A 13,776-nucleotide genomic window follows, 5' to 3' on the forward strand; every position below is an offset into this window, starting at 1 on the left:
CCGCCGGACGCCGGAGGAACCCGCTGATGGTGATGGCGGCGACCAGGGTAGTAAGGATGATGCCCAGGCGGCGGGCCGCGGCGTCGGAGTGTAGTTGAGTCGTTACCGATCGACCCCGGGGATTGTGTGGTGACTATCACGTGCTAGGTGTGGAAGGGAAACGCCGCCCTCCTCAGCGCCGATGCGCTTCACACCACCTGGACGGCGTGTTGTGCCGCCTGAGCGGACACAGCCGGCCACCAGAGTGCACACTGGCGGGTTGAACAGGCGTCGCGAGGCAGCGACGGGAACGGGCAGGAGAGCGGGACAGCGTGGCTGGAGCACGGACCAAGAAGAAGGACGCGGGGGTGAACGGCGCCGGCCGTCGGCGGCTCGTCATTGTCGAGTCGCCCACCAAGGCCAAGAAGATCGCTCCTTACCTCGGTGGCGGCTATGTGGTCGAGTCCTCGGTCGGGCACATTCGCGACCTCCCGCGCGGTGCCGCCGACGTCCCGGCGAAGTACAAAGGGGAGACGTGGGCCCGCCTCGGCGTCAACGTCGAGCACAACTTCGAGCCGCTCTACGTGGTGACCCCGGACAAGAAGGCCAAGGTCACCGAGCTGAAGAACCTGCTCAAAGACGTCGACGAGCTCTACCTGGCCACCGACCCCGACCGCGAGGGCGAGGCCATCGCCTGGCACCTGCTGGAGACCCTCAAGCCGAAGGTGCCGGTGCGCCGCATGGTGTTCCACGAGGTCACCGAGCAGGCCATCCAGGCGGCCGCGGCCGATACCCGGGATCTGGACTCCGACCTGGTCGACGCGCAGGAGACCCGCCGTATCCTGGACCGGCTCTACGGCTACGAGGTATCCCCCGTGCTGTGGAAGAAGATCATGCCGAAGCTGTCGGCCGGCCGGGTCCAGTCGGTCGCCACGCGGATCATCGTGGAGCGCGAGCGGGAGCGGATGCGCTTCACCTCGGCCTCCTACTGGGACATCGCGGCGACGATGGACGCGGGGGAGGACGCGTCCCCGCGCTCCTTCGGAGCACGGCTGGTTTCGATCGACGGCGCGCGCCTGGCGACCGGTAAGGACTTCGGCGCGAACGGACAGCTCAAGGCGACCGCCAAGGATGTCCGGGTGCTCGGCGAGGAAGACGCCAACCGGCTGGCCGCCGCGTTGCGAGAGCGCGATTTCCGAGTCGCCTCCGTCGAGGAAAAGCCGTACACGCGTCGCCCGTACGCGCCGTTCATGACGTCGACGTTGCAGCAGGAGGCCGGCCGCAAGCTGCGGTTCTCCTCGGAGCGGACCATGCGCGTCGCGCAACGGCTGTACGAGAACGGCTACATCACCTATATGCGGACGGACTCCACGACGCTGTCGGAGACAGCGCTGGCCGCGGCTCGCAACCAGGCCAGGGAGCTGTACGGCGCGGAGTACGTCTCGCCGAGCCCGCGCCAGTACACGCGCAAGGTGAAGAACTCGCAGGAGGCTCACGAGGCGATCCGTCCGTCCGGCGAGGTGTTTCGCACGCCAGGCCAGGTCGCGGGCGAGCTGGAGTCCGACGAGTTCCGGCTCTACGAGATGATCTGGCAGCGCACCATCGCCTCCCAGATGGCCGACGCCAAGGGCACCACGATGTCGGTCCGGATCGTCGGCGCCGCGACCAGCGGCGAGGAGTGCGTCTTCTCCGCGTCAGGTCGCACGATCACCTTCCCCGGCTTCCTCAAGGCATACGTGGAGGCGGTGGACACCGAGGCCGGCGGTGAGGCCGACGACAAGCAGAGCAGGCTGCCGCGCCTGGTGACCGACCAGGGGCTCACCGCGACCGAACTCGTCCCGGACGGCCACACCACCTCGCCGCCGGCGCGATACACCGAGCCGAGCCTGGTCAGCAAGTTGGAGGAGCTGGGGATCGGGCGCCCGTCCACCTACGCCTCGATCATCAAGACCATCCAGGACCGCGGCTACGTGTGGAAGAAGGGTTCCGCGCTGGTGCCGTCGTGGGTGGCGTTCGCCGTGGTCGGGCTGCTGGAACGGCACTTCGAGCGGTTGGTGGACTACGACTTCACCGCGGCGATGGAGGACGAGCTCGACCGCATCGCGGCCGGTGACGAGCAGCGCACGCGCTGGCTGTCGAAGTTCTACTTCGGCGGCGACATGGGCGTGGACGGGTCGATCGGCCGCCTCGGCGGGCTGAAGAAGCTGGTCGGCACGGGGGTCGAGGACATCGATGCCCGCGAGATCAACTCGATCCCGCTGTTCGCCGACGACCAGGACCGCACGGTGTACGTGCGCGTCGGCCGCTACGGACCGTACCTCGAGCGTGAGGTGGACGGCGCCTCCCAGCGGGCGAACCTGCCTGAGGACATGCCCCCGGACGAGCTGACCGCCGAGATCGCCGAGAAGCTGTTCGCCACTCCGCAGGAGGGCAGGCTGCTCGGCACGGACCCGGTCAGCGGGCACGAGATCGTGGCCAAGGACGGCCGGTTCGGGCCCTACGTGACGGAGATCCTGCCGGAGCCGGCGGAGGCAGGCGCGGAGACCGGGAAGAAGACCACCAAGGCGAAGAAGCCGAAGCCACGCACGGGATCGCTGTTCAAGTCGATGTCGATCGAGACGATCACTCTCGAAGACGCGCTGAAGCTCCTTTCCCTGCCCCGCGTGGTCGGCAAGGATCCCGAAAGCGGCGACGAGATCACCGCGCAGAACGGGCGCTACGGGCCGTACCTGAAGAAGGGCACCGACTCGCGGTCGCTGGACAGCGAGGATCAGCTGTTCGCGATCACGCTGGAAGACGCGCTCAAGATCTATGCCGAGCCGAAGCGCCGGGGTCAGCGGGGCACCGCGAAGCCGCCGTTGAAGGAACTCGGCAACGACCCGGCGTCAGGCAAGCCGATGGTGGTCAAGGACGGCCGTTTCGGGCCCTACGTGACGGACGGCGAGTACAACGCAACCCTGCGTAAGACGGACAGCATCGAGGAGTTGACCGCCGAGCGTGCGGCCGAGTTGCTCGCCGAGAAGCGGGCGAAGGGACCCGCGCCGAAGCGGAAGAAGACGACGAAGGCCACGAAGGCGAAGTAGCCGCTCATTTGCTGGTCGAACAGGCGTTCTTCCCGGAATCCGGAAAGTGTCGGTGGGTCGGTGCACACTGTCGACCGTGACCACCACATTCGAACTGTTGTACGAGGCGGCCGGCCCGGTGCTGGACACCGTGCCGGTGCGCCCGTCGTGTCGCGACGGCTACGACCCGGACGCCGCCGACGCCGCGGTCGAGCGCCTGCGGTTCCCGTTCTCGGGTTCACCTGATCCGGCGGATCTGGTCGCCGAGATCGAGGCGCACAACTCGTTCATGGCACGGCTTCGCGGCACCCCGCTGGTCGACGGCCCCGACCTGAGCGAAGCGGCGATGCACGCGTTCGATCTTGTGCTGCGCGGGCCCATCCGGCTCACGGTCTCCGGTGTGTACGCCGATAGCGCTGTGCCGCTGGACGTTCGCTGCTACGCGGATCGCGAGGTCGGGGTGGTGTGGAACTTCGGGAAGGAGAGCACCGACGTGTGCGGCGGGCACTTCCCGGACGTGCTGGACACCCTCCTCGGCTTCCTGCCCTGCGAACATGCCGGTCGCTCGGCCGTGGTCCACGTCCCCGCCGGCGCCGACGGGGTCATACCGGAGGGTTTCGCCGCCGAGGTCGACCGGCTGCGGTCGTTTCTGGCCCTGCCCCGCCGCGGGACGGCCATCTTCGACATGCTCGCCTTCGACAACATCTTCGCCGAGTTCCCCGTGCTCGGGTTCCTCGTGATCGACAATGCGCTCGGGCGCCACGTGCTCGCCTCCTGGGACGCGGGCATGGTGCTACGGCCGGTCGACGACCGGTGGCTTTCGTGGTGGTTGGGCAAGTGTGTGGCGGCGGTGGCGGTCCATGGGTGACTCTGCGTACCCGGCCGGTGCGGGCCGTCTAGCCCGGATGGCCGCGCCATTGCCAGAAGATGACCATTACCCTGGACGGGAGGCTCCCGGAGGCCAGGGAGCTCCGCGAACAGGAAACGGGAGTGGGGCGGATGGCCAAGGACGACGCGTTGGACGACGGCACCCAGGCGTCGCTGTTCGGCGACGCGCTGTCGGGCCCGGTCAACGGTTCGGCGGACGAGTTCCAGTTGACCCGGGTGGCGTCACCGGTGAAACCGGATTCGAGCAGGGTGCCCGACCTGGTCGCGGCCGAACTCGGCGAGGACCCCCTCGGCGGCGATGTCCAGGCTCCGCTTCCCGCGCACACGGCCGCGCCGATCGATCCCGCGCCCCCGCTGGGGATTCTCCCGCGACAGCGCAGTCGGCCGGGCCTGCGTGGTTACCGTCCGTCGCTGCGGTTGCCGCGGATCACGTTGCCGCAGCCCGGCACCGTCCGCGCCGTGAAACCGTCGGCGGGGTCGGCCGGGGTCATCGTCGCGGTGGTGTTGATGATCGTGTTCTTGGTGCTCGCGATCGAGTTCGTGACGAGCCTGATCAGCAGCATCACGGGTTTGTTCCACTGACCCTCGGCGGCCTCGCCGATCGCCCCCTCGGGGCGAGCGGACGGGCGTAGCCGGATCTGCCGGCAGGCGCGCTATCCTGGCGACAAGGCGCCCATCAGGGATTATGGGGGTTGTTAGGAGAGCCGCGAGCTGAACGAATTGGCGCGCTTTCGCGCGGAATCGCCGGTGGTTCGGGCGTGCTCAGGTTGACGGAGCTACCCTGGCGACACGATCCGGTGACCCGATTGGCCTAGCCAGCCGAGGCTCACCGGCGCCACGGGAGCTAATGGGGTGGGTCGGATCAGCGAAGTCGTACAGACCAAACCTGACGTCGAAGCGCCTGCCGGCCGGGAGGCGTCCACGATCTATCGGGCGCGGCGCGTGCTGGCGATCCGGCCATTCCGGAGACTGTGGGGCGTCACCTACCTGTGCAGCGTGGCGGACTGGCTGACCATTCTGGGCGTCACGAGCATGGCGACCAAGCTGACCCAGAACTACACGGCACAGAACTTCGCGTTCACCGGGGTGTTGCTGTCGGCGCTGCTGCCCGGGCTGCTGTTCGCCCCGGCCGGCGGCCTGCTCGCCGACCGGTTCGACCGGCGGAAGGTCATGTTCTGTGCGGACCTGCTGCGTTGCGGGTTCATCATGTCGATCGCCCTGGTCGGCACGGGCTGGTGGCTGTACACGGCGAACTTCCTGGCCAGCGCCAGCGCGATGATGTGGATCCCGTCCAAGGACGCGGCCGTGCCGAACCTGCTGCGCCGGCCGGACCAGGTGGAGACCGCCAACCAGCTGGGCATGGTGATGACCTACGGGCTGGCGGTGGTCAGCGCGGGGGCGATCTACTCGTTCGTCACCGGGATCGGCCCGGCGCTGCACCTGCCCGCGAGCCTGTTCGGCCAGCTGGGTTTCGCCAAGGTGATCGTGGTGTTGATCGGGCTGCTCTACCTGACCAGCGCGATCCTGATCATCACCAGGATTCCCGAGCTGTCGTTGCGCAACACGCATGCCGCGGCCGTGAGCGCGCCGAAACCGAAGGCCGAGGCGCCCGGCCTCGGTGCGCTGCTGAAGGACGCCGGCCGGTTCGTTCGCAGCACCCCGCTGGTGCGCGGCCTGCTGATCGGTGCGGCCGGCGCGTTCGCGGCGGGCGGCGCGGTGGTCGGGTCTGCCCAGCCGTACGCGGCCAGCCTGCTCGCCGGCGACTCGGCCTGGGGCCTGCTGCTGGTCGCGGTCTTCCTGGGGCTCGCCTCGGGCATGGGCGGCGCGCCCAAGCTGGCCCGGCGGCTGCCGCACGACCGGCTCTTCGGGATTTCGATCGTGCTGGCCGGGTTGGCGTTGATCCTGGTAGCGCTGTCGCCACACCTGGTCGTGTCGCTGGTGGCGGTCGCGATCGTCGGCGCCTGCGCCGGGGCCGCCTTCCTGACCGGCGTGACGATCATCGGCTCGCAGGTCGACGACGCCATCCGCGGCCGGATCAACGCGATCTACCAGGCCATGATGAAGATCATCGTGTTCGGGTCGACGGCCATGGTGCCGCTGCTGATCGGGTTGACCAGGCCGCGCACGATCACCATCTGGGGCAACGAGATCATCATCGACGGTACTCGCCCGGTCATGCTCGGCGGTGGCATTCTCGCCGCACTGGTCGGCGTCGTCGCCTACCGTCAGATGGATTCGCGCCGGTCCGAGACGATCATGGCGGACCTGCGCAACGTGATCCGGCGGCGCCCGAAGCGGGTCAACGGCCTGCTCATCGCGTTGGAAGGCACGACGGCGGCCGACACGGCGAGCCAGGCGGCGCACCTGGCCGAGTGGCTGCGTTCGGCCGGGCCACGCCCGGTGGTGCTGGCCGCCGACCCCGCACTGGACGACAAGCGGCTGGCCAAGCTGGTCAGCGGCGCGTCACTGTCGGGCGCCCGGGCACAAGCGCTCGCGGCCGCCGCGGTGCGCGCGGACATCGTCGAACGCGACGTGCAACCGGCACTGGATGGTGGCTCGATCGTCGTGATGGAACGGTTCGTGGATTCGCCGCTTGCGCACCTGTCCGCGGTGGCCGGGCTGGACGCCAAGGAGCTGGAAGGGCTCGCGGATTGGGCCACCGGCCGCCTGCGGCCGGATGTGACGGTCCTGCTCGATGCCGCTCCGACGGGCGCGGCGGCCGGCCCGGTCTCGGTAGAGGACCAGTGGCGGGTGCAGAATCTGCTCAGCGAAATGGCCGCCGCCGATCCCGACCACTACGTGGTGGTGGACGGCGACGGCGACGAGGATGAGGTCGCCGCGCGGGTGCGCAGCGCGGTGCAGGCGATACTGGTCGGCCGGCGCTCGGGGCTGGCGCCGATCGAGGTGGCGCCGTGACGTGGCCCGGCCGGAGTGCGCGGGCGCTCGCGGAGGAGAGGTCTTGAGTTCGGTCTGGTCGCAACTCGTCGGGCAGGAGCCCGCCGTCGAGGTGCTCTCGTCGGCCGCTGCCGCGGCGGCGCGGATCGTGGCCGGAGAACTCGACGCGGTCCACGAACGTGGCCGGGCGGGTGCGATGACCCATGCCTGGCTGCTGACCGGTCCCCCCGGATCCGGGCGGTCGGTGGCCGCCCGGACCTTCGCCGCGGCCCTGCAATGCCTGTCCGGCACCGGTTGCGGTGAGTGCACCGGTTGCCGGACCGCGCTCCACGGCACGCACGCCGATGTCCGCCTGGTGGTGCCGGAGGGCCTGTCCATCTCGGTCGCGGAGATGCGTGCGCTGGTGCAGTCGGCGGCGCGCCGCCCGACCACCGGGCGGTGGCAGGTCGTGATCATCGAAGATGCCGACCGGTTGACCGAGGGAGCGTCGAACGCGCTGCTCAAGGCGGTCGAGGAGCCGCCGGATCGCACGGTGTTCCTGCTGTGTGCCCCATCGGACCATCCCGAGGACGTCTCGGTGACGATCCGGTCCCGGTGCCGTCTGGTGAACCTGCGCACACCGCCACCGGAGGCGATCGCACGGGTCTTGTTGGAGCAGGACGGCATCGATCTCGAGCTGGCGCAATGGGCGGCTTCGGTGTGCGGGGGTCACGTCGGCCGGGCCCGGCGCCTTGCTACCGACGAGAATTCCCGCAAACGGCGGGAGACCGTGTTGCGGATCCCGTTGGGGTTGAACCGCCCCTCGGACGTCTTCGGCTGCGCCGATGAGTTGATCAGCGCCGCGGAGGGGGACGCCGTCGAGGAGAGCAAGGTCCGCGACGAGGCCGAGAAGGCCGAATTGCGCACGGCCATGGGGGGCGACGCCACCGGAAAGGGCGTCGCCGGTGCGAAACGCGCCGCGGAAGCCGCGGTTAAAGCGCTCGAGAAGCGGCAGAAGTCCCGCGCGACCCGGACCCAGCGCGACACCCTCGACCTGGCCTTGGTCGACCTGGTCGGGTTCTACCGGGATGTTCTGGTCACCGCGAGCGGCGCCAAGGCGGTGCTGACCCATCCAGACCACGCCACGCAGATCGCGACCGCCGCGCGCCAGTGGAGCCCGGAATCCACACTTCGGCGGCTCGAAGCCGTGCTCGCCTGCCGCGAGGCCATCCTGTGGAACGTCAAACCCCGCATCGCCGTGGAAGCGATGGTCACCGCTCTTCGCCAGGGCTGAACCGCACGAACACGCGCCCCTGAACCGGGAACACGCGCCCCCGAACCGGGGACACGGGTGCCTGAGCCGGGGACACGGGTGCTTGAACCGGGGACTCGGGTGCCTGGACCGGGGACTCGGGTGCCTGGAGCGGGAACTCGGGTGCCTGGACCGGGAACTCGGGTGCCTGGACCGGGAACTCGGGTGCTTGAGCCGGGGACACGGGTGCTTGAGCCGGGAACTCGGGTGTCTGGAGCGGGATTTCAGGTGCCGGAGCCGGGGACTCGCGGGTGAGGGGAAGGCTTGACGGGGTTCTTGACCGGACGACGGGCCGGGACGCAGGCGACCAGGATGGCGCCGAGCACGAGCAGAGCGGTGCCCGTCCAGAACATCGGCACCGCCGAGTAGGCGCCGGAGGTGTAGGCGAGCTGTTTCGGCAGGTTGCCGGCGTCCGGAGGTTGCGGCGCCACCGGCGCCGCGACCGGCGTCGTGCTGCCGCACACCACACCACCTGCCGGCGCGTAGGCGCGGCCGATCTGCTCGCCGAGGGACACCTGGGCGAGGGAGGACGGCAGCGCAGGGGTGCCCGTGGGGAGCAGGCCCTGCAGTGCCTGCGTCGGCAGCACTCGCAGATCCAGCAACCGGGCCGAGGCGCCGAGCTGGTAGCCGCCGAACGGGATGGTCAGCTGTTGCCCGTTCTGGTTCAGCTCGGCGATGTTCAGCCGCAGCACTCCGATATCGAGGACCAGGCCGGCCGTGGTCGAAAGCTGTCGCAGACCGTTCGCGGTCGCGACAAGGCCGCCGACCACGGGCAGGCCCTGCACCGCCGTCCCGAGCTCGTCGGACAGCGCTTTCAGAGGGAGGCCGATCGGGATGTCCTTGGTCGGGTGCGCGGCGTCGAGCGTGTACAGCACTTGTCCCTGTCGCTCGATGGTGATGACCGGAGCGGTGTATTCGACCTTCGACGTGGCCTGGTTCCCGGTCGAGGTCACCCGCAGCGTCGGCTGGCCGGTGACCCTCAAGGTCAGCTCCAGCGGCGTGCCCTTGAACAGGTCGATCTCGCCGGCCTGGAGCGTGGACACCGACTCGACGGCCTTGTTCGCCGAGTCCGGCAGGTCCACCAGTCGCATGACGGAATGCGACGACAGCGTTTCGGGCAGGCTCACCAGCGCACCGGTGGCAGCCGGGCCGGAGCCGAGTGAGCCGCTCAGCAACCCGCCGAGCGCCTGCAGGCTCGTCGATGGGTCGAACCCGCCGGCCAGCGGTGGCAGCCCGCTGAGCCTGCCTATCGGCAAGCTCGGCGCCGTGGGGATCGTGTTGAGCAGCGACATGCTTGCCGCCGAGGTGCTCGCGTCCGCGATCGTGCCGACGCAGGGCCCGAGAGCCGGGTTCCACCTGGCGTGCACGCTGCCGCTGAGCAGGCCCGCGTTGACCAGCGGATTCGGCGGTGCGGTCAAGCCACCGGCCAGAGGCTGTGGGTTGTCCGGCAGCGCGGACTGCGCCAGGCCTCCCGGGCCTTGCGGCGCGTCCCCGGCGACGGCGAGGCCGCCCGGCGAGGAATTCGCGATCGACCGCTCCCAGCTGAGGTACGCCTCCGAGTTCGCCTGCGCGCTCGAAAGCCCCATGCCTGCCTCGAGCGCCGACTGCCGGGGCAGTTGCTCGCTGAACCCGGGCAGGATCGACTCGGTGGGCACCGCGTTCGGCAACAACCGGACGATCCCCAGGGATGCCGCCGCGTCCCCGACCGCGTGGCCGAGCGGCTGTGGCCCTTCCGGAGCGGACACGGGTGGCTGCCCGGGCGACACGGGCTGCGGCAGGGGTGTCGTCGGAATCGTGGAGTCCGCCACCGCGGGCGGCGCCAGGAGTAACAGCAAGGCGACAGCCGCCGGGAGGGCCATCGTGCGAGGCAGCCGTCGGCGCATGCGGGGTCCTTCCTCCTGGCGAGTGGTGGTGCCGTGACTCATGGACGCTAACGACGGTGGGGGTGGAAAGTGACGTAGGTCATGCCGGTACACTTAAGCCTCGTTCGCCGCCTTAGCTCAGTCGGCCAGAGCGGCTCACTCGTAATGAGCAGGTCGGGGGTTCGATTCCCCCAGGCGGCTCCCAGGTCAGGGGCTCTCCACGGAGAGCCCCTGACTTATTTGTGGGGCGGGACGCTCGTACGCGCGCTGCCCTTGGGGCGTCCAGTGAGGCGAGATCGAGACCGCTTTCCAGCGGATCACTCAGGGCGCGCGTGTATGTCGGGTTCGACCGTCTGACGAAGAAGCGTCTCCGGCCGGAAGAGATGCGCTGCACGTGGATCCTGCGACCGCATTCGCCCCACGAGGCGAGCGCCACCAGGCACTCGCGCACACATCCAGCGCGCTCGCTCCTTCGCCGCCGGTATTGCCTCAGCGCGTCAGTGTCGCCAGAACGCTCAGATTGAAGCCATGGGTGATGCTGCCGGCGATGGCAGGCATGGTGCCAGGACGGCGGACTGATCTTGGAACCCCAAGTGACCAACGAGCCGCACGTATAGGTAGTGGCCCGCGACGCGTGGACGCCCGTCTGGCCGACGGGGAGAACCCACCGTCGTGACCACGACGTTGGTGTGGAGTCGTCCAGAACAATTCTGGCTGGCTCAAGGCTTCCCGAAGGCCGCCTGCCTAGCGAAGGTTTCGAAGTGGTTTGTAACAGCGGGGCCTGGTCAACACCACCCGACACAGGCCCCACTGTGACCTCAACGCCTCCTGCGGCGCCTACCGGGGGTAGCGCGAAGCACCAACATCACCCCAGTAACCAGCGGTACCCCGACCGCGCCAGCGATATAGGGCGCAACGAGACCGATGACTATCGGTGGCACGGTGACAACGGTAATGAGGCGCAAGGTTTGGCCCCAGGTCTCCAGAACCGCTACGCCACCTGATCCCGCATCTTCGGCCGAGATGGGCCTGTTGTGGTCGTCCTTCGGCGGTACAGTCGCCAACGTTCTATCGCTCCTTCCGTATCCGGGCGTTGAACAGGCGTGGGTTCCTGTGGCAGCAGGGACCCACGCACCCCGCCCTGTTGGTTACACGGCGGGGCGTGTGCATTCTCTCTGCTACTGGTCGGTTTGCCCACGATTAATCGAAATCTTGTCCCCTGAGCCACGGCAGGCGGCGGCGGTTCGCTGTCTCTCGTTGACTACCGAGCGCAGCGGCTGGCAGGTCGCATGTGAGCTTTCTACGTGTGTTGTTGTGCTGAGCTTTGCGCTGATGTGACCCTTGACCACGGAAGGGTCGCAAGTTCACGGAAGCGGAATCGACAGTTGACAGCTTTGCGATTATTGACAAAACGTTCATAAAATAACGTAGTGTGCTGGTCTGGTCGACTACGCTGCCGACGAAGTTCATCCGTTCGGGTAGGGGCCGGGGCCTGAGCAGGGGAGGCTTAGTTGTCGGGGCGGTCGTGGGTGCCTGATGCCAGAATTTCGCCGAGGTGGTCGCGGACGGTGGCGATAGCCGGATCGGCGGCCTGGTTGGTTCGGGTGGCGGTCGCGAGCATCCGTTTGGGGGCTGACGGGTGCGGGATGGCGGCGACGCCGTCCGGGAGATCGGGGCGTCCCAGCCGGGGAACGAGCGCGATCCCGAGGCCGGCGGTGACGGCGTCGACGTGCTGGGCGAAGTCGGTCAGGTGGGTGGCGATGGTCGGCCGGTGCCCGGCCTGTGCGAACAGGTGGCACAGCCATTCGTGACAAATGGTGCCCGGGCCGGTCGAGATCCAGTCACGTGAGGCCAGTTCTTCGAACGACCGCGCGCTGGTCATGAGCGGGTCGTCGTCACGACAGACGATGTCGGCCACGTCCGCCGCAACGGGCGTGTGCGTCAGCTCAGGGTGCACTGGGAGTGGCTGCCCGTGCCAGTGGTGCACGACAGCGACATCAACCGTCCCACGCACGAGGTACTCGTGAGCTCGGTCCGGATCGGCCTCGACGAGCGTGCACGTCAGCCTGAGGTGGGCTCGGCGCAGATCGGCAACGCCGGCCAAGACGCCCGCGCGAAGGGCGGTGGTGAAGGCTGCCACCCGTACGTGTCCGGTCAGCGAAGTGCCTGACGTCGACGGTGGCCGTAGCTGCTCGCTGAGCGCGCGGGCGTGGGGCAGCGCGGCCTCGAGCAGCGCGTACGCGGCCGGGGTGAGGGTCAAGGTCCGTCCGGTTTGGACGGTCAAGGTCCGGCCGGTGCCGTGTTCGAGCCGCTTGAGTTGCTGGCTGACGGCCGAAGGGCTCAACCGAAGAACCTCGGCGGCCAGCGTCACGGTCCCGTGATCGCGTAAGGCCTCGAGCGCCAGCAGACCGCGCCACTCATCCATGAAGTAATTGTGCATGATTCGCTGCAAAAACTTGCGCTGGTGCTGCATGCGACCCGACGGGCAGCCTGGAAGTCCGGTCGTCGAAAGGAAGCCCCTTGCTCCCCTTGTCCTCCTTGGCCGGTGTGGCCGTCATCGCGCTGGGCATGGTGCTCACTCCGGGCCCGAACATGGTCTACCTGGCGTCGCGGTCGATCTCCCAGGGCAGGGACGCGGGGCTCGTTTCCCTGGCCGGTGTCGCGGTTGGCTTCCTCTGCTACCTGCTGGCCGCGGCCGCGGGACTGTCCACGCTGTTCATGGCCGTGCCTCTCGCGTATGACCTCGTCAAGATCGCCGGCGCGCTGTATCTGGGCTACGTGGCATGGGGGATGCTGCGCCCTGGCGGGCGGTCCCCGTTCCAGACACAGCAACTCTCGCCCCACTCCCGGAAGCGCTTGTTCACGATGGGGCTGGTCACGAACCTGCTCAACCCGAAGATCGCGCTCATGTACGCGGCCCTGCTCCCACAGTTCCTGCGCCCCGGCACCGGCCGCCTGTGGGGCCAGTTCTTGCAGCTCGGGGCGGTGCAGATCGTCATCGCGGTGACCGTCAACGGGCTCATCGTCTACCTGGCCGCCGCGATCGCGAACTACCTCAAGGACCGCCCAAAGGCCATGACCGCGCAGCGGCTCGTCGCCGGTACGGTCCTGGGCATCTTCGCCGTCAAGATGGCCACCAGCCACGCCCGTGCCTGAGCGCGTCGCCGCCAGGAAGCGTTAGCGGGGAAGAGGGCAGCGCAGGTAGCTGGGGTCCGGCCCACCGAACTCCAGGCTGTTCTCGTCGAGGCCGTTGGAGACGGTCACCCGCCCCTTCGAGAAGACGAAGCTGACAGCGACCATGCCGTCGGCGACGTCGCCGCCGGCGTACTCGAGCAGTTCGGCCGCGATGAGCTGCCGGCCTTGCAGAGCGGCCAGTTCCGATCGGGCGTCGTGCCGCCAGCCGAGGTGGGAGATGTAGTCGTCGGGATTGCCGTAGTCGCCGAAGTTCCAGGCAGGCTGCCCGACCGGGTCGGTGGTGTTCCAGGTGATGGACAGTTCGTCGAACTTCTGATGGTTGATTTCGACCTGTTCGCCGTCGAAGTCCAGCAGGACCGGGCCGTCAGAGCACCATTCGTCGGCGTCGAGGTCCCAGAGCACCCACCCACGTCGCAGACGGCGGCCGGTCAGCGCCTGGAGCCGCTGACCGTGCCCGGCGGTGATCGTCGACCGGCCGGTGAGCCATCGGGGCTCGTAGCCCTGGATGCCGAAATAGGACATCTGCTGATTGTCGGTGGTCCTACACCACCGAGCATCAGGTTTTCGCGGACGCCGCGACTTCACCGTAGGCCCATCGAGAATG

At 68.6% G+C, this 13,776-nt stretch carries 9 protein-coding genes and 1 tRNA gene; 7 read left to right on the forward strand and 3 right to left on the reverse strand.

Annotated elements, in window-relative coordinates; all coding sequences use genetic code 11:
- Positions 1–311 precede the first annotated feature (311 nt).
- The 5 genes from topA to A3CU_RS0114145 all read left to right on the forward strand — a co-directional run bounded on the left by topA (position 312) and on the right by A3CU_RS0114145 (position 8,097).
- Positions 312–3,062 carry a type I DNA topoisomerase gene (topA, locus tag A3CU_RS0114125; protein WP_027942841.1) on the forward strand — a complete coding sequence of 917 codons (2,751 nt, stop codon included), beginning with the start codon at positions 312–314 and terminating at the stop codon, positions 3,060–3,062.
- A gap of 76 nt (positions 3,063–3,138) precedes the next feature.
- Positions 3,139–3,909 (forward strand): hypothetical protein, encoded by a 771-nt coding sequence (locus tag A3CU_RS44770; RefSeq protein WP_063628834.1) that lies wholly within the window; start codon positions 3,139–3,141, stop codon positions 3,907–3,909.
- A gap of 59 nt (positions 3,910–3,968) precedes the next feature.
- Positions 3,969–4,511 carry a hypothetical protein gene (locus A3CU_RS0114135; protein ID WP_245617069.1) on the forward strand — a complete coding sequence of 181 codons (543 nt, stop codon included), beginning with the start codon at positions 3,969–3,971 and terminating at the stop codon, positions 4,509–4,511.
- Between the two features lie 270 nt (positions 4,512–4,781).
- Positions 4,782–6,845, forward strand: a complete 2,064-nt coding sequence (locus tag A3CU_RS0114140) for a bifunctional MFS transporter/dTMP kinase (RefSeq protein ID WP_027942843.1) — start codon at positions 4,782–4,784, stop codon at positions 6,843–6,845.
- A 43-nt stretch (positions 6,846–6,888) separates the two neighbouring features.
- A complete protein-coding gene (locus A3CU_RS0114145; RefSeq protein ID WP_027942844.1) occupies positions 6,889–8,097 on the forward strand; it encodes a DNA polymerase III subunit delta' in 1,209 nt (402 codons plus the stop codon).
- 242 nt (positions 8,098–8,339) lie between these two features.
- Here A3CU_RS0114145 and A3CU_RS0114150 read toward each other — a convergent pair whose 3' ends face one another.
- Positions 8,340–9,998 carry a hypothetical protein gene (locus tag A3CU_RS0114150; protein ID WP_027942845.1) on the reverse strand — a complete coding sequence of 553 codons (1,659 nt, stop codon included), beginning with the start codon at positions 9,996–9,998 and terminating at the stop codon, positions 8,340–8,342.
- A gap of 106 nt (positions 9,999–10,104) precedes the next feature.
- Here A3CU_RS0114150 and A3CU_RS0114155 point away from each other — a divergent pair.
- A tRNA-Thr gene (locus A3CU_RS0114155) sits at positions 10,105–10,178 on the forward strand.
- 1,306 nt (positions 10,179–11,484) lie between these two features.
- Here the strand turns inward: A3CU_RS0114155 and A3CU_RS49795 are convergent.
- The gene (locus tag A3CU_RS49795; protein ID WP_169739632.1) at positions 11,485–12,402 is read right to left on the reverse strand and encodes a LysR family transcriptional regulator; all 918 of its coding nucleotides are present in this window, start codon (positions 12,400–12,402) and stop codon (positions 11,485–11,487) included.
- Between the two features lie 95 nt (positions 12,403–12,497).
- Between A3CU_RS49795 and A3CU_RS0114165 the strand changes: the two genes are divergently transcribed.
- On the forward strand, positions 12,498–13,133 hold the full coding sequence (locus A3CU_RS0114165) for a LysE family translocator (RefSeq protein ID WP_027942847.1): 636 nt from the start codon (positions 12,498–12,500) through the stop codon (positions 13,131–13,133).
- A gap of 21 nt (positions 13,134–13,154) precedes the next feature.
- Here A3CU_RS0114165 and A3CU_RS0114170 read toward each other — a convergent pair whose 3' ends face one another.
- Complete coding sequence (locus A3CU_RS0114170) at positions 13,155–13,694, reverse strand: hypothetical protein (protein WP_027942848.1); 540 nt, start codon at positions 13,692–13,694, stop codon at positions 13,155–13,157.
- Positions 13,695–13,776 lie beyond the last annotated feature (82 nt).

Source organism: Amycolatopsis taiwanensis DSM 45107 (assembly GCF_000519205.1).
GTDB classification, from domain to species: Bacteria; Actinomycetota; Actinomycetes; order Mycobacteriales; family Pseudonocardiaceae; genus Amycolatopsis_E; species Amycolatopsis_E taiwanensis.

What these genes read in the sequence shown, in the direction of transcription:
- A3CU_RS0114135 (WP_245617069.1), top strand. Translation starts at nt 3,969, where the DNA reads ATGACCATTACCCTGGACGGGAGGCTCCCGGAGGCCAGGGAGCTCCGC.
- A3CU_RS0114150 (WP_027942845.1), bottom strand. Translation starts at nt 9,998, where the DNA reads ATGCGCCGACGGCTGCCTCGCACGATGGCCCTCCCGGCGGCTGTCGCC.
- A3CU_RS49795 (WP_169739632.1), bottom strand. Translation starts at nt 12,402, where the DNA reads ATGGATGAGTGGCGCGGTCTGCTGGCGCTCGAGGCCTTACGCGATCAC.
- A3CU_RS0114170 (WP_027942848.1), bottom strand. Translation starts at nt 13,694, where the DNA reads ATGTCCTATTTCGGCATCCAGGGCTACGAGCCCCGATGGCTCACCGGC.